This is a genomic window from Oryzomicrobium terrae, assembly GCF_008274805.1.
Classification (GTDB): Bacteria; Pseudomonadota; Gammaproteobacteria; order Burkholderiales; family Rhodocyclaceae; genus Oryzomicrobium; species Oryzomicrobium terrae.
In genome coordinates, this window is sequence record NZ_CP022579.1 from 491,081 (window position 1) to 510,918 (window position 19,838).

At 57.4% G+C, this 19,838-nt stretch carries 16 protein-coding genes and 2 pseudogenes; 10 read left to right on the plus strand and 8 right to left on the minus strand.

The window, feature by feature from the left end; all coding sequences use genetic code 11:
• Window positions 1–63: 63 nt before the first annotated feature.
• The 7 genes and pseudogenes from OTERR_RS16685 to OTERR_RS02260 all read right to left on the minus strand — a co-directional run.
• Window positions 64–504 (minus strand): annotated as a pseudogene (locus OTERR_RS16685) (TniQ family protein); the annotation flags it as partial.
• 25 nt (window positions 505–529) lie between these two features.
• On the minus strand, window positions 530–2,032 hold the full coding sequence (locus OTERR_RS02235) for an AAA family ATPase (RefSeq protein ID WP_149424729.1): 1,503 nt from the start codon (window positions 2,030–2,032) through the stop codon (window positions 530–532).
• A 3-nt stretch (window positions 2,033–2,035) separates the two neighbouring features.
• On the minus strand, window positions 2,036–4,408 hold the full coding sequence (locus OTERR_RS02240; protein WP_149424730.1) for a hypothetical protein: 2,373 nt from the start codon (window positions 4,406–4,408) through the stop codon (window positions 2,036–2,038).
• Window positions 4,405–5,454, minus strand: coding sequence for a TnsA endonuclease N-terminal domain-containing protein (locus tag OTERR_RS02245; RefSeq protein ID WP_149424731.1), 1,050 nt, complete (start codon window positions 5,452–5,454; stop codon window positions 4,405–4,407). Before OTERR_RS02245 ends, OTERR_RS02240 begins: the two co-directional genes overlap by 4 nt.
• Before the next feature lie 224 nt (window positions 5,455–5,678).
• Window positions 5,679–6,113, minus strand: coding sequence for a helix-turn-helix domain-containing protein (locus OTERR_RS02250; RefSeq protein WP_149424732.1), 435 nt, complete (start codon window positions 6,111–6,113; stop codon window positions 5,679–5,681).
• Between the two features lie 232 nt (window positions 6,114–6,345).
• Window positions 6,346–7,746, minus strand: coding sequence for a heavy metal sensor histidine kinase (locus tag OTERR_RS02255; RefSeq protein ID WP_149424733.1), 1,401 nt, complete (start codon window positions 7,744–7,746; stop codon window positions 6,346–6,348).
• Window positions 7,743–8,420: a heavy metal response regulator transcription factor gene (locus OTERR_RS02260; RefSeq protein ID WP_054620146.1), complete on the minus strand. Its 678-nt coding sequence runs from the start codon at window positions 8,418–8,420 to the stop codon at window positions 7,743–7,745. Before OTERR_RS02260 ends, OTERR_RS02255 begins: the two co-directional genes overlap by 4 nt.
• Before the next feature lie 389 nt (window positions 8,421–8,809).
• On the opposite strand from OTERR_RS02260, the pseudogene OTERR_RS16690 reads away from it, so the two are divergent.
• Window positions 8,810–8,977 (plus strand): annotated as a pseudogene (locus OTERR_RS16690) (c-type cytochrome); the annotation flags it as partial.
• Window positions 8,978–9,106: 129 nt separating this feature from the next.
• On the opposite strand, the gene OTERR_RS16515 reads toward OTERR_RS16690, so the two are convergent.
• Complete coding sequence (locus OTERR_RS16515; RefSeq protein WP_281290340.1) at window positions 9,107–9,241, minus strand: hypothetical protein; 135 nt, start codon at window positions 9,239–9,241, stop codon at window positions 9,107–9,109.
• Window positions 9,242–9,308: 67 nt separating this feature from the next.
• Here OTERR_RS16515 and OTERR_RS02270 point away from each other — a divergent pair, with 67 nt between their 5' ends.
• From OTERR_RS02270 to OTERR_RS02310, 9 genes are all read left to right on the plus strand, one after another.
• A complete protein-coding gene (locus OTERR_RS02270; protein ID WP_054620182.1) occupies window positions 9,309–9,644 on the plus strand; it encodes a copper-binding protein in 336 nt (111 codons plus the stop codon).
• Window positions 9,645–9,679: 35 nt separating this feature from the next.
• On the plus strand, window positions 9,680–10,948 hold the full coding sequence (locus OTERR_RS02275) for a TolC family protein (protein WP_054620145.1): 1,269 nt from the start codon (window positions 9,680–9,682) through the stop codon (window positions 10,946–10,948).
• On the plus strand, window positions 10,945–12,552 hold the full coding sequence (locus OTERR_RS02280; RefSeq protein WP_054620144.1) for an efflux RND transporter periplasmic adaptor subunit: 1,608 nt from the start codon (window positions 10,945–10,947) through the stop codon (window positions 12,550–12,552). Before OTERR_RS02275 ends, OTERR_RS02280 begins: the two co-directional genes overlap by 4 nt.
• Before the next feature lie 12 nt (window positions 12,553–12,564).
• The gene (locus OTERR_RS02285) at window positions 12,565–15,690 is read left to right on the plus strand and encodes an efflux RND transporter permease subunit (RefSeq protein ID WP_149424735.1); all 3,126 of its coding nucleotides are present in this window, start codon (window positions 12,565–12,567) and stop codon (window positions 15,688–15,690) included.
• Window positions 15,687–16,094 (plus strand): c-type cytochrome, encoded by a 408-nt coding sequence (locus OTERR_RS02290; protein WP_054620142.1) that lies wholly within the window; start codon window positions 15,687–15,689, stop codon window positions 16,092–16,094. The genes OTERR_RS02285 and OTERR_RS02290 overlap by 4 nt, the downstream gene beginning before the upstream one ends.
• Window positions 16,095–16,103: 9 nt before the next feature.
• Window positions 16,104–18,431, plus strand: a complete 2,328-nt coding sequence (locus OTERR_RS02295) for a heavy metal translocating P-type ATPase (RefSeq protein ID WP_149424736.1) — start codon at window positions 16,104–16,106, stop codon at window positions 18,429–18,431.
• Window positions 18,432–18,578: 147 nt separating this feature from the next.
• Window positions 18,579–18,839 (plus strand): hypothetical protein, encoded by a 261-nt coding sequence (locus tag OTERR_RS02300; protein WP_149424737.1) that lies wholly within the window; start codon window positions 18,579–18,581, stop codon window positions 18,837–18,839.
• A gap of 81 nt (window positions 18,840–18,920) precedes the next feature.
• Window positions 18,921–19,172, plus strand: coding sequence for a DUF2933 domain-containing protein (locus OTERR_RS02305; RefSeq protein ID WP_054620139.1), 252 nt, complete (start codon window positions 18,921–18,923; stop codon window positions 19,170–19,172).
• The gene (locus OTERR_RS02310) at window positions 19,162–19,818 is read left to right on the plus strand and encodes a methyltransferase family protein (RefSeq protein WP_082396574.1); all 657 of its coding nucleotides are present in this window, start codon (window positions 19,162–19,164) and stop codon (window positions 19,816–19,818) included. The genes OTERR_RS02305 and OTERR_RS02310 overlap by 11 nt, the downstream gene beginning before the upstream one ends.
• The last annotated feature ends 20 nt before the right edge of the window (window positions 19,819–19,838 follow it).

A 19,838-nucleotide genomic window follows, 5' to 3' on the forward strand; every position in this document is an offset into this window, starting at 1 on the left:
CAGCAGTCTCCACCCGTGCTTCCAACAGGCTGTCACAGCTGGAATTTGATGTGACCGGTGAAGATAAACCGTTTCGAATTGGCTTACATCTTCCTTGATACATTGGAGACAGATTCGCGTTGAGCCCGATTCGCCCACACTCCGTCGTACGTAATCAGCCGAAGCCCAAGTTGTCGTGCTGGCGGTGAAGAGCCGAGCAATAGGAAGCAATGTGCCTTCGTGAATTAGTTTCTCTACGTTCGCATGTGGGTTACCGGGCAACCGTTGTGCCAGCGCTTCGATTCGCGGCAGGAACAAGTTTGACAGCGCGAATGGCGATGAGCCGAATAGCTCCTGGTAAGTCTCTCGTGTCTTTGCATTTCCACGTTCGAAGTGGAATCGCGTGACTCGAGACGCCAAGGATTCGTCGGGTAACGACATCGGGAAGAACGGCAGAATCGGCCTTTTTCCGAGGGGCATTGTGGCCACAAAAGCGGATTGATTACTTACATAAGCTGGCCGCATGCGAGCTCCGTTCTATGCGAGTGGTTTAGGCAACGTCTCGGAATGCATCGAAACCATTGATCAGGAATTTCTTCAGCCCATCATTGCGAAGGTCATCGTCGCTGCACTCAGTTTTCACCGCTGCTCTTTTTTTGTCGGCTTTGGCTCGTTTCGTGGCGATTTGCTTTGCGATAGCCTGCTCTCGGGCATGGGGGCTCTTTGCTTGACCAGCTGGGTTCCGGGGCTCTGACTCTGGTTCGGCAGGCTGACGCAACTTACTGCCATAGTGCTCGGCAGCTGGCTCTGGGGAAACGTCCTTCTCCCGGGTCGGTACCAATCCCCATTTACGGGCATAGTGCTCACAGCGAACGTCTTCGAAATCCAGCAGACGCATCGGATCTTGATTGGCGAAACCTTCGATGAGGTCGCGATCCTTTGGCGAGAAATCAGCGCCCTCGTAGGCCTGCTGGAGATGCTCCACGGTGAGTGCACACTCATTCAAGTCGAGCGCCAGCCGTTGCGCGGAATGGCATATCCTGCACGCATAGTCGCGAAACCCGCCGCTGTATTTGAAGAGGATTTCACCCCTTTCATCGCTAAAGGTCATCGGCTTGGGAAGCACGTAGTAGCGCCAGACGCCCGGTGCTATGCATTTGTACCAGTCGAACTCATCCAGCCCGATAGGCTCGAAGTCGAACGATCCGGCAGAACTCGTCCGTCGAACATCCTGAGAATAGCGATCCAGCGCTCCGAGGCCATACGGATTGCCCATCAGTACTATCGGTATCCCAAAGTTCAGCAGACGGAGAAAGAACAGCGCAGCCAGACCTCCATGCGCCATTCCGGAGAAATTGCGCTGTTGAAGTTCGTCAATTACCAGAACGCCAACTGCATGAATTCTGAGAATGATGCCAACGTGGACGGCGAGTTTCTCGTTGCTCAGACGGATTAGAGACGGTTGCGTCGAATAGCTTGTTCCGATTGCTTCGTCGATTGCGCAGAGAATATTAAGCAAGAGTCCGCCAAGAGTTCCGTCATGCGACATGGGGACATACAACCACACTAGTTGTACAAGGTGCGACCAGCCAGCTGCCTTGTTTTCCGGGTGCACGATGCACTGCGGCAGTTGTCGAAGCGCATTCTTAATTTCGTAGCTTTTCCCCGTTCCCGTCTCTCCGGACACGCGGATGCATTGGGCGTAGGTGTCAAATGACGGAAGCTCGGACAGCTGCTTGCCGCCGCATCTGGCCAATGCCATCGTCTCTTTTCGTACGCTTAACTGCCGCGGGTCTCTCGATAAGTAACCGCGACGAATCATGCGGAACAGCCTGGTCGTCAATTCCAAAGTGGCTGTTGTGGGCTCGAACAGTCGTTCCTGCATAAGGTCGAGCAAGACGTGACGCTCGCCGTTGCTCAGGTTCGTCACATCGATTCCATCGAGCGGCGAATACCGGATGCGGGGCAAGATATCGTCCACCCGGAGCGCCGCGGCCAAGGGAGACAAGAGCGGATGACTCTCGTCGGTGAATTGTCCGAGTTCTATCGACATGAGTCAGCGCCCCGTATTCTGAAACTTTGTTAGTCGCTCACTCAGTGCATTTTTCAGTTTTGATGATGAACTGATCGAAACGACGTTACTCGCTGACTGCCCGGCTGCATTGGGATCACTCTGCCGCCATCCCGTGGTTGGTGCAGTAGCTAGGCTTGCGGCTCGTCTTGTGGCTTCGTCGAGTTGCGCACGCTTTTCCTGTCGCTGGTTTTCGCGCACGCTCTCTCGCGAAACTTTGGCTCCAGGTGGACGGCCTGTTGCTTTTGTTTTCTTCTGTCTTGCCCGAGCCTCTTCGACCTCGGTCATCCTGGACATTCTTTGGTCAGACAGTGCCTGATCATCCTCGGACTTCGTTTCGACCCGATTCAATCGATTCGCTTCATTGCTCGCAATCAAGTCCGCAACGTAATACTCACGTACAAGGATTACGTCGCGGGAGATATTGGGAATCGTATGAATCCCCTGCGCATCAACAAGAAGAATCTCAGAAAGGTCGTCTGGGTCGACTCTCACTTCCACGTGCCGGGGCTCGTTGAATGCGAAGTTGTGATACAGACACGACTGCTCGATGTAATCACTGCTGAAAAGCGCATCGTTGAGCAGTTCAACACGATTTTCGGAGCTTGGCCGATGAAGGACCAGCCCGTTCCGCTGGACACTTGCTGTGTAAGTAGGAAGGAGATTAGAGCGCAGATACAGTTCGTTGACCGGCCGCTTATTGACGTATCCTTCTCTCTCGGCCCATCGATAGATTTCAATTCGGGTGGGGTTGTAAGCCTGTCCTGCCAGCGCGCGCTTCATCTCGGTCGGAACCAGATGCGGTACTCGCTGTTTGGTGTTGGCCCAATGCATCCATTGCCACAACAAACGTTCGTAACCGAACAAAGACAGGAGCGCATTGCGGATTGGTAGCGTCTCGCCGCGTTTCGGTAGCCGACCGTAGGTTGTTCCGGGCAGCTTGTGATCGATTCCCGCGTGCCGCGCGTGATGACCGCCTTCTGACGGTGAGTTTCTGTCGGCTCGCCCGCTTTCGACGAACTCGATCGAGACACGGACTTTCTTCGCACATGCTTCTATTCCTCCTATTGCACGAAGTTCCCCGTTGTCGGATAGCAGGCGAGTGAAAAGCAGGCCGGGAAAATCGTCTGGGGGAATGTCGGTTAGCCCGAGTCGATTGAGGACTTTCTCTTTGCTGAGTGCCGCCCGCAGAATGGTCAGGTTGGCGTCTGCTGTGCTGGGGCTGCCAATGACGTTATGTGCGCCGCACCAAAGGCCGAATAAGGCTTCGCGAACAAAGAGACCACGCGGCACACCGATTGGGCGGGTGCTGTCGAAGCAAGCCACCAGATTTACGTCGATCGGCGAGGCATCTATCGATCCGACCTGTCCGACCGCATGTATACCGTCGCGCGCCGAACCAACAAGCGGTCGGAAGTTTTTTGCCCACTCACCTTCCCCCATCATCCGGGCTAAAGTCGCCTCGCGGTCCGAACTATCTGGTCCATGGCAGAAGAACTCGCGCGCGGTGGGACGCTGGTGTGCCGGCAGGAGAAGCGGAAGCCGGCGGCCATTCTCATTCTTGTAACCATCGCTGTAAAAGGTCGAACTGAAAGCAATGAATTGATCGCTTTTTGACACCCCGTGCCGGGCGAATATGAAGTAACCATCACGAATGTTCTGGCGGTCCTGCTCATCGCAGATCTTTCCCGCCAACTCGCTATTTCCGACTTTTTTTGCCTGGTTGGGGGCGCCCAGTCGAACGCCGTTTTTTCCAAAGCGCGGCTTGCCTTTGCCCCCACTATTGGGAGTGTTGGGAAGCAAGGCATCCTTGTTCTGGCCGAAGGCGTAGTAGCGATGCAGCGCATCGTAAATCTTGTTGGCCCCGACCTGGGCTTCTCGTGCTCGCGCGGGAACGTGTGCATCCAGTTCGGCAATACATGGCACCGTCCCCGCTTCTGCCATGGCAACTAGCGGCTCGATCAGGTGCCATTTCATCTCCCGCTTTTGAACCTCAGGAGCGGCCCATTCTTCGCCGATTTTTACCCACCGCCTTCTCGGACAAGAGGCCAGCAACTCTGCATCCGACTTTCCCCACCATGGCAGGATTGGCGGCCCCTCTGACTCGTGTACCTTCCATTCGTCTAGTAGGCCGTTCAGAGTATCTAGGCGTATGTATTGGAATCCCTTTGCGTAGTAGCTTGGCTGCTTCTTTCCAATCTCCCGTGGTGGAGGTGGCTCGGGAATTTGGATGATCACGAGGGGACAATCCGGGCTATCGCTGACGCCCAACTTGTCGATGACTCGATACAGGCCGCGGCAAAGTGGGGCGGAGTCCTGCTGCGCCCTGAAAATGAAGCCGACACCGACAGCCTTCATTTTGCCCTCCCTTCGAAGAGTGAGCGCCGCAGACGTTCGCGTAGCGTCCGACCACTTCTACGCGCAGGGTAGGAGGTCAACAGCGGGGTAGAAAGATCAATGTCGATCGCCTGAGTCCAGGCGCAATGACGAAAAACGGCCCAGCCTTCTTCCAGAGACAGCTGTTGGCTCTCGGAGGCGCGAGCAACGGCGTCGGAGACAGCCAGATTCGGCGCGGATGTGAATTCGCGAGAAAATCCGAGAACGCTTTGGGCGAGGTGTGGGGTGTCGGCGAGACTGGCGCGCTCCATGCACCATTCCAGTTGTCCCGCCATCAAAATTGGGACGAAACGCGAACTGATAATGAGATAGCGGATTCCGTTGCGTTCGGCATAGCGTCGCTCAAGCTCCAAGCGTTCGAGAGTTCGCCACTTAACCTCTTGAGCCGGATCCTCGATCGGTTTGCAGGAAATTGCAACTAGGTCAAAGTCGCTGCCGTCTCGGACGGTGACGAGAAAGTCGATCGTGGCAACATAGGGAATATCGGTTCCCGGGAAGTGACCGTGCTCAATCCCCGCTTCCGCCGCAATGTCAAGGAGACCGGTACAGTAGCCGAGCTGTAGCCCATCTGTTCCCGGGGCACCATACAACGGATGAGGATGAGCAATTGGCCAAAGGGGGTACTGCTCCCGGAGATCATGAATCCCCAGCCATAGGAGTAAGAGCGCGATCTGATATTCCCCTCGGGAAAAGAAATATCCTGGTCGATGCAGCGGATGAAGGTGTGCTGCAACTTGATTGGATTCACGAGACGAATTTTTGCGACGGAGGGTCAGCCATGGCTGATAGTCAGCACCATGTCCCATGCCGTATCCCTGCTGGATACGTGTGTTGAGCTTGTCCCACGTCATTACACGTCGACGCTTTTTCAACGTGCTAGTTGGCGTGTCGATGGTGGCCAGCCAGTGCAGCAGCGTTTCTTTTCTGGACGGACTTTCGAGTGCGGCACGTCGATGCTTGTCGACCAATGTGCCGATATCCCGCTCGATCTGCTCAGCAAGTTCCATTGGCACGCCTCCGAGTATTCGGTTCGGCTGTTCATGCCGCGATGAACGTCCAATTTCGGACGTAGCTACGTCATCAAAATGGCTTAATCCCTAGCGCCATCGAGCCTGAGAACGAAACAGCGTTGAAACCCTCAGGGGGGGGCATAGTCGCTCCGAGAGTGGCCACGGTGTAGCTTTACTACTACAAAACAAAAACGGGACAGGTTCACAAGGCCTGTCCCGTTTCAATTTTTACCTTCTTCTTTTCGGTCCTTATTGCTCATGCGCCGACGAAGGCGCTCTGTGGATGCCGGCTCAACGGCGATTGCCTGCGTGAAATTCAGGGCAACTCGGATCAGTTCGATTTGCGCCGGATGCAGCCGATCTATCTGCTGTCTCAGTTCATTCACCATCCGATAGACGCTTTCCGGGGCATCAGCGGGAATCACGATGCGACGTTGAGATGCGACGTGCGCCTCTCGGAGTCGCTTCTCCCACGCCTCGTCCAGATCGAACACGCGTACGGCGCGTTCAAGAAAAACTTCAGGTGGAGGGCCCTTGATCCCGACCTCCAAAGCCGAGATGTAGGTTTGTTCATAGCCGAGCAGTTCCGCAACTTCGGACTGGCGCAATCTTTTCGTCGCGCGCAGCTCACGTAGCGTCATTGCAAATGGACTCATCAACCCACCTTGGTCGTAATAACATATGACTATAAGTAGGGTAGTAACTTTATTGACATTGTCAAACACGCGAGCTGATGCATATTAGGTGCAAGACGAGCCAGATCGTGGACCGACAGCTACGGTCGAACAGATGCCTCAAGTAGAAGGCAGCGGGCAACGGCAAAGGTCGCTTTATGAACGGCCTTTGTCGTATCTGTATAGGTAGAGAGGGTAATTGTGGCTGGCACCGTCATGACTTTGTGTGGGGTGGAAACGTTAGATCAAACCTAGTAAGGCCGTTTTCTGACGCCACCGTGGCATCTCCCCCATGGGCGTGCATAATCGACTGAGTTATTGCCAACCCTAGGCCTGTTCCATCTCCTGTGCGTTGCCTTGCCGCATCCCCCCGATAGAAGCGATCGAAAAGGCGGGGGCGTTGCTCGGGAGGAATGGTGGGGCCGGTGTTCTCAACAGATAGCATCACTCCATCCCCCCCCCATTTGATGCGGACTACCACCGTCCCGCGCTCGGGGGTATGGCGGATAGCGTTGGACAAGAGGTTGCTAACTGCTCTTCTAAGCATCAACGGATCGCCGATGACAATGCCATCCCCTTCGAGGGAAAGTTCAATATCCTTCTCCTCGGCGAGGATGTTGTAGAACTCCAATAGAGCCTGAACCTCGACTGCCAAATTTACTTCCTTGCTGTTAAGTGAGATCAAGTCGTTGTCGGATTTCGCTAGAAAAAGCATGTCTCCGATCATGCGTGAGAGGCGCTCTAACTCTTCCGAATTGGATGCAAGCACGTCCTGATATTTATTGAGCGTCCTAGTCTTGCTCAGCGTTACCTGAGTCTGCGTAAGCAGATTGCTGACAGGGGTGCGGAGCTCGTGAGCAAGATCGGATGAAAAGTCTGAGAGCCGGCGGAAAGAGCTTTCCAATCGGGCCAGCATGGCATTCAGGGTTTCTGCCACCTCTGCCAGTTCGAGTGGAAAATCATTTGCCGCAAGCCGCTGATTCAGGCGGTCGGCGGTAATGGCAGCCGCACTACGCCGGATATCCTGAAGGGGGGCCAATCCTCTCCATGCGGCCAGCCAACCCAAAAAGCCGGTAAGCAATGCAGCCAACGCCATGACGGTCCAAAGCGTAGTCCGGAATGACTCCATGAAATGCTCATGCATACGCAGCGAGGTGGCTACTACAGCGATGATGGGGGGAGCATCCGCAATGCTGGTCTGGATATCTGCCGAAATACCCCGGTATGACATGTTCGCCTCATCCACCCACAGGTAGGGCTGTTGGTGTGCACGTTGCTCAGGGGTCAAGAGTGCATCAGGTAGCATGGTGCCGCTGGTTAGATAGAGCGGTTTCTTCTCCCCTAGGTAGAGAGCCACCTCAAGACCTGAATGCCCATTCAGTACGTCATTGAGTTTGTGCGGAAGCTCGTTGAGCTCTTTCTGGGTTTTGATGTCACTTAGCGCATGTTTGAGAAACTCTAATTTCCCCGTAAGGACCTCCGTATCCATCTCCTCGAAGTGTTTCTCCACCAGGGTGCCAATGAGCAATCCTAGAAGCAGGAGAACGATCGTTGAGACGGTGGCAAAGAGCAGCGTCAGGCGAAAGGTGAGAGATTTTGGCGCGAGGAAGATCACTCGACGCTCTCCAGAACGTAGCCCATGCCGCGCACTGTCCGGATCAGCTTCAGAGGGAAATCGTCATCTACCTTGGCCCGGAGGCGCCGTACAGCAACCTCGATCACGTTGGTGTCGCTGTCGAAATTCATGTCCCACACCTGGGAGGCGATCAGAGATCGACTTAGTACTTCCCCCTGCCGGCGCAGCAGCAATTCAAGGAGCGCAAATTCCTTGGCCGTCAGATCGATCTTCTGCCCACCCCGGACCACGCGTCGGCGTATCAAATCCAATTCCAGATCGGCGGCTTTGAGTATTTCCGCCTCCCTGTTCTTACTCCCACGCCGGAGCAGGGTTCGAACTCGGGCCAGCAGTTCAGAGAAGGCAAAAGGCTTCACCAAGTAGTCATCAGCACCTAGCTCCAGACCCTTGACCCGGTCGGCGATCTCATCGCGGGCAGTCAGGAACAATACCGGCATTTCCTTGTTTGCACGGCGGGCCCCTTGCAAGATTTGCCATCCGTCAATCCCAGGCAGCATGACGTCAAGAATGATCAAGTCATACGTCCCCGTCAGCACCAGGTGCAAACCATCAAGACCGTCACGCGCCAAGTCCACGATAAACCCTGCCTCCACCAGACCTTGGCGGAGATAGTCACCGGTCTTCAACTCGTCTTCGACCACTAGCACTTTCATAGCCGCACTGCCTTCACTGAACCCAAAGCCTCATTGTCCGTTTTCATATCCGCGCTAGGGACTAGATTACGTAAATGTAATCCTGCGGTCAGTTCTCCGTTAATCCCCCTACGGACAATACCCAGGCTTAGGTAAAACGAGAGGTTGCGATGCGGCAGGTGATCGTGGGGATAGTGCTGGGGCTGGGATTGGTATTGGCAGCGGTTATCGGCGTCGTATGGAGTGGGAGGCTCAACGTGTCAGCGGACGAACCGCACCCATATCCCGTGCTTCGTTTTATTACCTGGGCACGTGAGCGCTCCATCGCAAAGCATGCTGCCGACATCGTTCTGCCTGAGGATTTGTCGGACCATGAGCGCATACGGCGTGGTGCCGGCAACTATGATGCGATGTGTGTGGAGTGTCACCTTCGACCGGGGATGGCATCCAGTGAAATCCGTCGGGGTTTATCCCCCCAGCCCCCGGAACTGGGCTCGCTTGCGCAGGTCGCAACTGGTGATTCCGGAGTTCAGCGCCAGTTTTGGATCATCAAACACGGCATCGTGGGGTCGGCGATGCCCGCCTGGTCTAAGGGAGGTATTGGTGATGAGTCGATCTGGGATCTCGTGGCGTTCCTCAACGCCTTGCCCACACTCAGCCCCTTCCAGTATCGGCAGCTGGTCTCGGCCAGTGATGGGCACACCCACTCAGGTGCAGATGCGCATCAGCATGCCCCCCTCGCCCCAGAGGACCATGGCCGCCATGACCCCCCCCACCCCAACGCTCATCACGCGCATTAGGGCCAATTCAATCAGGGCGAAGATTACAGAAATGTAATCCATGCGTCAGCCTGTTGTTTGGATGCCGCCTCCAGAATTCGTGGACCCTTTTCTCATCCTGGAGTTGTCCATGAAGCGCCTCTTCGCTACCTCCCTTTTCGCATTGGCGTCGGTCGCCGCATTTAACCCCGCACTTGCAGCTGAGCATGGCGATCACGGGATGATGCACTCCCAAGGTACGGGACAAACCCTGGCTGACGCCACGGTAAAGAAGGTCGACCAGGCCGCAGGGAAGATCACCTTGTCTCATGGCCCGCTACCCAACGGCATGCCGGCGATGACTATGTCGTTCCGTTTGAAAGATCCCTCCTGGGCCAACAAGGTGAAAGAAGGGCAAAAAGTCCGCTTTGCCTCGGCTCAGATCGATGGCGCCATGACGGTTACTCGGCTGGAACCCGCTAACTAATGTTCCCGCGCTGCCCGGTGATTCAAGGAAGAAAAATGAAAACCACTGTTCGTCCCCTGGCTCTGGCTGTACTGGTGAGTTTCTGGTGGGCTGCCGCCCAGGCAGAAAGCCAGCCGCCGGGTGCTAGTGTCGATAGCCTGCTGGCCATCGCGAAGGAACAGAACCCTGAATACGCCGGGTTCCGCTATGAGGCGGAGGCTGCGACAGAGCGAGTGGTACCGGCAGGGGCCTTGCCGGATCCCAAGCTGCGGAGCGAGTTTCGGGATATCACCCGGATGGGTGAGCAAAATGCCACGCTTGCACCGACCCGGGTTGGCAGTACCCGGTACCTCCTGATGCAGGATGTCCCCTGGTTCGGTAAGCGCGATCTGAGGCGGGAAATTGCCGAGCTTGAGGCACAAGGAGCCCAAGGGCGTGCGCTCGGTAGCTGGACGGAAATATCGACTAAGGTCAAAACGCTATACGCCCAGTTGTACTACCTCAGCCGCAACGAGCGACTGACTCGGGAAATCCTGGATTTGATGGTCCGTCTGGAGAAAGTAGCCCAGGTTCGATATGCCGGAGGACTTGCGGCCCAGCAGGATGTCGTCCGGGCTCAGGTCGAACAGACGGGTATGCGCAACGAACTGGTAGCGCTGGCTAGTGAACGCCGCCAGCTTCAAGCTCGCCTAAACGCCCTACTTGGCCGGCCAGCCATTGCTCCGCTGGCCGAACCGGAGGCTCTGCGCAAGCTTCCCGCACCAGCCAAGCTTGAATACGCCGCTCTGGAAGATCGGGTAAGGGGGAGGAATCCTTTGCTCTATGCCGCTAATTCGCAGGTCCAGGCGGCTGAAAAATCCCGAGAGTTGACCTACAAGAACCGCTACCCGGACTTCACCCTGGGGGTATCGCCCATCCAATATCAGAACGCGGTCAAGGAATGGGAGGTTATGGTCGAACTCAACATCCCCCTGCAGCAATCGTCCCGACGTGCCCAGGAGCGGGAAGCAGAGGCCATGCTGACCTCGGCCAAGCTGAAACGGGACGCCACTGCCAACCAGGTGCTTGCCGACCTGGCTGAAAACTTATCGGGTATCGACGCAGCCCGCCAAACGGAAACCCTAGTCAACGACAGCCTGTTGCCACAAGCCCAGCTGACCTATCAAGCCGCACTTGCCGGGTACGAGACCGGGAAAGTCGATTTCGCCACGCTCCTCGACGCACAGCGACAGATTCGCGTGGCGAAACAGAATCAGATCAAGGCCCAAGCGGACGGCCAAGTCCGCCTGGCAGAAATCGAGCGTCTTTTGGGAGAGGGGTTATGAAGCAAGGGGGCAAGCTGGTTGCCGGCGTGCTTACAGTTGCCGTATTGGCTGCTGCGACCGGCTATTGGGTTGGTGCACGCAACATGACTGACCACGAAATCGCCGCCGTTGGCCAAGCAGGGGGTGCTGCCGGAGAGTCCAAATCACGCAAGGTCCTCTATTACCGCAATCCCATGGGACTGCCAGATACCTCGCCTGTGCCGAAAAAAGACCCCATGGGGATGGACTACATCCCGGTCTATGAAGGTGAGCAGGATGAGGAACCCTCTGGTGCCAACCAGATACGGATCAGTACGGAGAAGATCCAGAAGCTGGGCGTGCGCACCGAGCCGGCGACATTGCGCACCCTGGAACGCTCGATCCGGGCAGCCGGACGCATCGAGCCGGATGAGCGACGTCTTTATGCCATAACCCCAAAATTCGAAGGTTATGTCGAGCGCCTCCATGTCAGCACGACGGGGCAGCCGGTCGCCAAAGGCCAGCCCCTGTTCGAGGTCTACAGCCCTGAGCTCGTCTCGGCACAACGGGAATATGCCATTGCCGCGCAAGGCGTTCAGGCGCTGAAGGAGGCAAGTGCGGAGACGCAGGCCGGAATGAAACAGCTGGCGGAATCGAGCTTGCTACGCCTTCGCAACTGGGATGTCTCGGAAGAGCAGATCAAGGCCCTGAGCAAATCCGGCGAGGTACGACGGACGCTTACTTTTCGTGCGCCAGTCGGCGGAATCGTGACAGAAAAGAAAGCTGTGCAAGGCATGCGTTTCATGCCGGGCGAGGCTCTCTATCAGGTCGCCGATCTGTCGTCGGTCTGGGTCGTGGCCGACGTGTTCGAGCAGGATATTGGACAAATCACGCAAGGTGCAAAAGCGAAGGTTCGGATTAATTCCTATCCGGACAAAACCTTCGAAGGCTCCATCACCTACGTTTATCCCACTCTCAAGGCGGAAACCCGCACAGTACCGGTACGGATTGAGTTGCCCAACCCGGGCATCCTGCTCAAGCCCGGTATGTTCGCGCAGGTTGAATTGCCGGCTGCTGGCAACTCAGCCAAAACAGCGGTGGTGACAGTCCCACTCTCTGCCGTGATTGACAGCGGTGTGCGCCAGATCGTCCTGGTTGAAGCCAAGGAAGGGCGTTTTGAACCACGCGAGGTCAAGCTTGGCAATCGTGGTAACGATTTTGTCGAGGTTCGCGAAGGCGTTAAGGAAGGGGAGCGCGTTGTCGTTGCCGCCAACTTCCTGATCGATGCAGAAAGCAACCTGAAGGCGGCGGTCGGCAACTTCGGTCACGCGAGCCATGGCGATGCAGGCAAATCCCAAGGTGCTGCATCAACGGGCCATCACGCTACGGGCACCGTAGAAGAGATCGATATGAAGGCTGGAACGGCCAGTGTTAGCCACGGTCCGGTCGAGTCGCTCAAGTGGCCAGCCATGACCATGGAGTTCAAAGTGGCCAATGACGCCCTGCTCCAAACGCTACGTCCTGGCGCAAACATCATCTTCGAGTTTGTCGAGCGGGGGCCAGGCGAATGGGTCATCACCTCAGCCAAGCCGGCAGGCAGCAATACGGTTGGAACTGCTCCCGCCTCTGCCCATCGCGGCCACTGACGGGAATCCGCCATGCTTGCCAAAATCATCGACTGGTCCGGGCGGAACCGTTTCCTGGTTCTACTCGCGGCGCTCTTCATCGTCATCGCAGGCATTGTTGCCGTCCTGCGCACGCCCCTGGATGCCTTGCCTGATCTATCGGACGTCCAGGTCATCGTCTACACGGAGTATCCAGGCCAGGCGCCCCAGGTGGTAGAGGACCAGGTCACCTATCCCCTGACGACAGCCATGCTGTCGGTACCGAAGTCCAAGGTGGTGCGGGGCTTCTCCTTCTTTGGCGCCTCCTTTGTCTACATCATTTTCGAGGACGGCACCGATATCTACTGGGCCCGATCCCGGGTGCTCGAGTACCTGAATTTCGCCTCAGGCCGCATGCCCAAGGGAGTCACACCACAGATTGGTCCCGATGCTACGGGGGTAGGCTGGGTCTACCAGTACGCCCTGCTGGCTAAGGACAAGAATCTGGCTGAATTGCGTACCCTGCAAGACTGGTACGTCCGCTACCAACTCACCAAAGCGCACGGTGTGGCCGAGGTGGCCTCCATTGGCGGCTTTGTACAGACCTACCAGGTCACCGTGGATCCGGTGAAATTACGCGCCTATGGCATTCCCCTGGCCAAGGTGACCCAGGTCATTCGCGACTCGAATCGTGACGTTGGCGGACGTGTCGTTGAAATGGCCGAGACCGAGTACATGGTCCGTGGCAAAGGTTACCTGCGCGGTGCCAGTGACATTGAGAACCTTGTCGTCAAAAGCGATAAGGGCACCCCCGTCTTGATTCGGGATATCGCTCGGGTTGAACTGGCCCCGGACGAGCGGCGCGGCCTGACCGAACTCAACGGTGAAGGCGAAGTAGTGTCTGGGATCGCCATGGCGCGCTACGGCCAGAATGCTCTGGAGGTGATCCACAACCTCAAGGAGAAAATCGGTGAAATCTCCTCTGGGTTGCCCGACGGCGTCAGCATCCAGACGGTCTACGACCGCTCCGACCTTATCCATCGCGCCATCGAGACCCTGAAGCACACTCTGCTTGAGGAAAGCCTGATCGTCGCACTGGTATGCATAGTCTTCCTGTTGCACGTCCGCAGTGCCCTGGTGGCCATCCTGATGCTCCCGGTGGGCGTGCTGATTGCTTTCATCGCCATGCGCTTGCTGGGCATGAATTCCAACCTGATGAGCCTGGGGGGGATCGCCATCGCTATCGGTGCCATGGTCGATGCGGCCATCGTCATGATCGAGAACGCGCACAAGCACCTGGAGCGCCTCAAGGAGGGGGAGTCACGCACTGAGGCGATGATTTCGGCATGCAAGGAAGTGGGCCCCGCCTTGTTCTTCTCGCTGCTGATCATCACTGTCTCATTCCTGCCGGTGTTCACCCTGGAATCTCAGGAGGGTCGCCTGTTCTCGCCGCTGGCCTATACCAAGACCTTCGCCATGGCCGGCGCGGCCTTCCTCTCGGTCACCCTGGTGCCTGTCCTGATGCTGCTGTTCATCCGCGGGCGGATCATGCCGGAGGCCAAGAATCCGGTGAATCGCTTCCTGATCTGGCTGTACCGACCGATCATCGCCGGGGTGATGCAGTGGAAGAAAACCACCATCGCTGTGGCTGTAGGAATCCTGGCATTGTCGATCTACCCGGCGTCCCGCCTGGGCTCTGAGTTCATGCCGACCTTGAATGAGGGCTCGCTCCTTTATATGCCGGCCTCCCTGCCGGGGATGTCGATCACAAAAGCCGCCGAGTTGCTGCAGACTCAGAACAAGCTGATCAAGAGCTTCCCCGAAGTGGAATCGGTCTACGGCAAGGCTGGACGGGCAAATACCGCCACGGACCCCGCGCCGACGGAGATGTTCGAGACTGTGATCAACCTGAAGCCGGAATCGGAATGGCGTAAGGGCATGACCACCGACAAGCTCATCGCGGAAATGGACAAAGCGCTCCAATTCCCCGGCGTCTCCAACGCCTGGACCATGCCGATCAAAGCGCGGATCGATATGCTGTCCACCGGTATCCGCACACCCATTGGCATCAAGGTGTTCGGTAAAGATCTTGCCGAGATGGAGCGTCTGGCTAAGGAAATCGAGGCCGTAGTAAAGACGGTCCCGGGGACTAGCTCCGCGTTTGCCGAGCGGATCACCGGTGGGTACTACCTGAACATCGAACCGGACCGCGAGCAACTGGCCCGCTACGGCCTCGGTGTCGGTGAATTGCAGGACGTGATCGGCACTGCGCTTGGTGGGGAAATGGTCACCACGACGGTCGAAGGCCGGGAGCGTTTCGGGGTGAATGTTCGCTACCCGCGGGAACTACGCTCCGATCCTCAGCAGATCGCCCGGGAAGTGCTGGTGCCAACACCGGATGGCGCCATGGTGCCGTTGGGGCAACTGGCGCGAGTCGAGGTTGCCCAGGGCGCCCCCGGCATTCGGACTGAGAATGCCCTGCTTTCCGCTTACATCTACGTAGATATCCGGGACCGGGATATCGGTAGCTATGTGGCGGAAGCCAGGCGTGTCGTCAATGAACAGGTCAAGTTTCCCGCTGGCTACTACGCGACCTGGAGCGGCCAATTTGAATCCATGGAGCGCGCCATCGAAAAGATGAAGATCGTGGTGCCGGTCACTCTCTTGATCATCTTCCTGCTCCTCTACCTGAACTTCAAACGCCTCACCGAAACCCTGATCGTCATGCTGTCGGTGCCCTTCGCCTTGGTTGGCGGTGTCTGGCTGATGTGGCTGCTTGGCTACAACCTGTCAGTGGCTGTCGCCGTGGGCTTCATCGCCCTGGCGGGGGTTGCCGCCGAAACCGGTGTGGTGATGCTGATCTACCTGGACCACGCCTGGGAAGGGATCAAGGAGCGGAGCCGTCTGGCTGGCCGCACACCAAGTGTTGCCGATCTCTACGAGGCTGTTATGGAAGGTGCCGTGGAGCGGGTCCGCCCTAAGATGATGACGGTGGTCGCCATCATGGCAGGCTTGCTTCCGATCATGTGGAGCACCGGCACGGGATCCGAGGTCATGAGCCGCATTGCAGCCCCCATGGTTGGGGGGATGATTTCCTCCACGGTACTGACCCTGGCCGTAATTCCTGCGTTGTATGCCCTCATTAAGCAGTGGCGCCTGAATCGAGGTATTGAGCAATGACACAGCAACAACATTCCCTCCGCCGGCTACGCTGGTTCAGGCTCGGCCTCCTTCTGATGGCGATGCTGGGACAAGGGGCCTGGGCGCAGTCGTATGCCGTGCCCAAACCTAGCCCAGGATTGATGCCGAACCCCGGAGTGGGGAAAGGGCTTTATGGAAAATTCTGCGCCAGTTGCCATGGCGTCGATTTGCAGGGATCCGCCAAGGGCCCACCGTTTCTGCACAAGATCTACGAGCCCGCGCACCACGGCGATGCAGCGTTCCAACTGGCGGCGAAGAATGGGGTCCGTGCCCATCACTGGACATTTGGTGACATGGCGCCGATCCCTCTAGTTTCTCCAGATGAGGTGGCCCATATCACCGCCTATGTTCGCGTGGAGCAACGCAAGGTAGGTATCCAGTAAGGAGCAGTCATGAGCGCAGACCATGTACACCACGAGGGGCGGCATCATTCACCCCTTCCGTCGAAAGCGGTGATTGATCCGGTTTGCGGCATGACGGTGAAGCCGGAATCGCCTCATGAGTCCTGGTTGGACGGCACGTTGCACCGCTTCTGCAGCAGCAAGTGCAAGGGTAAGTTCGATGCGGACCCCGGGCATTATCTCCACCCGGTGCCGGATGTGGCGGTAGAGAATCTTCCGGCAGGAACCGAGTACGTCTGTCCGATGCACCCGGAGGTCCGCCAGCCGGGACCGGGCACTTGCCCGAAGTGCGGTATGACCTTAGAGCCAGTCCTTCCCAACCTTGAGGAAGGAGAAGACAACGCCGAATACCATGACTTCCGTCGGCGCTTCTGGGCCACCTTGCCCCTGTCCATCATCGTGGTGGCGCTCGCAATGGCCGGGCACCGCCTCGAAATGCTCCCGGTCACCCTAAGGACCTGGGCAGAACTGATCCTCAGCCTCCCCATTGTCCTCTGGGCAGGTAACCCATTCTTCGTCCGTGGTTGGCAGTCCGTTGTTCAGCGCAGCCCAAACATGTGGACCTTGATTGGCCTGGGGACCGGCGCCGCCTTCCTCTACAGCGTGGTGGCCACCTTTGCTCCGGGCATTTTCCCAGAATCATTCCGTGCCCATGGCCGGATTGGCGTTTATTTCGAAGCAGCCGCGGTAATCATCTCCCTCACCCTGCTGGGCCAGATGCTGGAATTGCGAGCTCGCTCGCAGACCTCTGCGGCCATCAAGTCCTTGCTCGGCCTCGCGCCGAAGACGGCGCGGCGGATCAATTCTGATGGCGGAGAAGAAGACATCCCGCTCACGCATGTTCATGTTGGGGATCTCCTGCGTATCCGTCCCGGGGAGAAGGTGCCGGTGGATGGGGTAGTTACCGAAGGCTCCAGCGCCATTGACGAATCGATGCTGACGGGGGAGCCTCTGCCGGTCACCAAACGCCCAGGGGACAAGGTTATCGGCGCCACCATCAACACCTCGGGCAGCCTGGTGATGCGCTCGGAAAAAATCGGCGCCCAAACCATGCTGGCCCAGATTGTCCAGATGGTCGCCCAGGCCCAGCGTTCCAAGGCTCCCATGCAGCGCCTGGCCGACGTGGTGGCGGGCTACTTTGTCGTGGTGGTGGTACTGATCGCCCTAGCGAGCTTCTTGGCCTGGGGGTTGTTGGGCGGTCCGCAGGGCTGGGTGTTCGGCCTGATCAACGGGGTGGCCGTGCTGATCATCGCCTGTCCCTGCGCCTTGGGGTTGGCCACTCCTATGTCGATCATGGTGTCCACGGGCAAAGCCGCCACCCAGGGGGTACTGTTTCGTGACGCCGCCGCCATCGAGCGTCTGCGTGACATCGACACCCTGATCGTGGACAAGACCGGCACCTTGACCGAAGGGCGCCCTGCCTTCCAGACCGCCATCCCAGTCCCGGGCATCGACCGGGACGAGGTACTCCGCCTTGCTGCCAGTCTGGATCAAGGCAGTGAGCATCCCCTGGCCGATGCCATCGTGCGAGCGGCACGAGGGCAAGGGCTCGCCCTCGACAAGGTCGAGGGATTCGAGTCTGCGACAGGAATTGGTGTCCGAGGGGTGGTTGCTGGAAAGCGCTTGGCTCTAGGGAATGGTGCCTTGATGGCACAGGACGGCGTGGTGGTCGAATCGTTGCGGGACGAGGCGGAAACCCTTCGGCGCTCGGGTGCGAGCGTCATGCACCTGGCCGCCGACGGTGTGCTGATGGGGTTGCTTGCCGTTGCTGACCCGGTCAAGTCCAGCACGCCGGAGGCGCTGGCCGTCTTGCGCCAGAGCGGCCTGCGGGTCGTCATGGCAACGGGAGACGGCCTTACCACCGCCCGCGCCGTCGGCGATCAATTGGGCATTGACGAGGTTCACGGCGAAGTGAAGCCTGCAGACAAGCTGGCGCTGGTTGAGCGCCTCCAGGCAGAGGGCCGGGTGGTGGCGATGGCCGGTGATGGCATCAACGACGCTCCGGCCTTGGCCAAGGCTGATGTTGGGATTGCAATGGGAACCGGGACAGATGTGGCGATGAACAGCGCCCAGGTCACCCTGGTGAAGGGGGATTTGCGCGGCATCGCTCGGGCACGCCAACTGTCGACGGCGACAGTGCGCAACATGCGACAAAACCTGGCATTCGCCTTTCTCTATAACGCACTGGGGGTGCCAATCGCGGCGGGCATCCTGTACCCCTCATTCGGTTTGGTGCTTTCTCCCATTATCGCCGCCGCTGCGATGAGCCTTTCTTCGGTGAGTGTCGTGGGAAACGCGTTACGTCTGCGAGGTGTCTGATTATTTCGGGACCCGGACGGTACCGAATTCGTCTGACAGAAATGTAATCGTTGCGTCATGTTTGTGACGGTCAGACGTAACCATGCTTAGTGTGTCTGCCCCTCTTTTACAGAAGGTCAGCGCTCAACTCACCTTGGGAGATCCGTCATGAAACTGTCTGCTACCCTCGCCACTGCTGCCTTTCTTGCTACCTCTGCCATCGCCTTGGGGGCGCACGCCGCCGAAGGCGACAAACCCATGGGAGCCGACGCGCCCATGATGTCTCCAGACAAGGGAATGGACATGAAGCACCACTCCCATGTCGAAGATAAGACGGGTGTGCCGCAGAAGCCGGTCCCCAAACCTGAGGAGCAAAAGCGCAAGACGCCGGCGAAAGACAAGCACTACCACCCGCGCGACGGCAAGTAATGCCTCGAGAGGGGGCTCTGGTATTGCTAGCCCCCTTCCCTGATGCAGACGGCCTCCCGCGTTTATGTACCAGGAGTAGTCATGTCCGGTGAACATGAGTCTCAGCCCAATGGCGATCAGAAGCACGACCATCGGGGAGTCGTATGGGTCTGGTGGGTCTTTGCGGCTATTGCTGCCTTTTACCTATTCACGGAACACCACGCCCATCTTTTCGGCATCTTGCCCTATTTGCTCTTTCTGGCCTGTCCGCTGATGCACTTCTTCATGCATCGCCACCATGGACACCACCCACAAGACTCTCAGAGTTCGAAGAGAGATGATCATGAGCACTGAGACGGGAGACTATGGCTTGTGGGCCCTGGTGGCATTGAATTCGGCGTTTTTTATCTTTTTTGCCGCCAGCTTCTTTAAGCCACGCACGAGCCAGGATTGGCGCACGTTTGGCTTGTTTTCGGCTTTTATCGTGGCGCTCTTTACCGAGATGTACGGTTTCCCGCTGACCATCTATCTGCTGTCAGGTTGGCTGTCCAAGCACTTTCCCGGCATCAACCCATTTTCACATGATGCCGGTCACCTTCTCGAACTGATGTTTGGATGGAAGTCTAACCCCCACTGGGGGCCTTTCCATCTCCTGTCGACACTTTTTATCTTCGGCGGATTCTGGCTACTCGTTAAGGCCTGGCCAGTGCTTTACAGTGCCCAGCGTCACCATTGCATGGCTAATCAGGGACCCTATGCCCGGGTTCGGCACCCTCAATATTTGGCTTTTATTATCATCATGGTGGGGTTTCTCTTGCAATGGCCTACCCTTCTGACACTCATCCTATTTCCAATTCTAGTAATCACATATATGCGCTTGGCAAAAAAGGAAGAGGATGAAGCGTTGAAAGAATTTGGAGAGGAGTATAGGAGTTACATGCAATCCACTCCAGCTTGGTTCCCAAGAAAAGGGCGGCCTCCTTCTGTCGGAATGCAATAAATAAAGATAAAACAATGGGC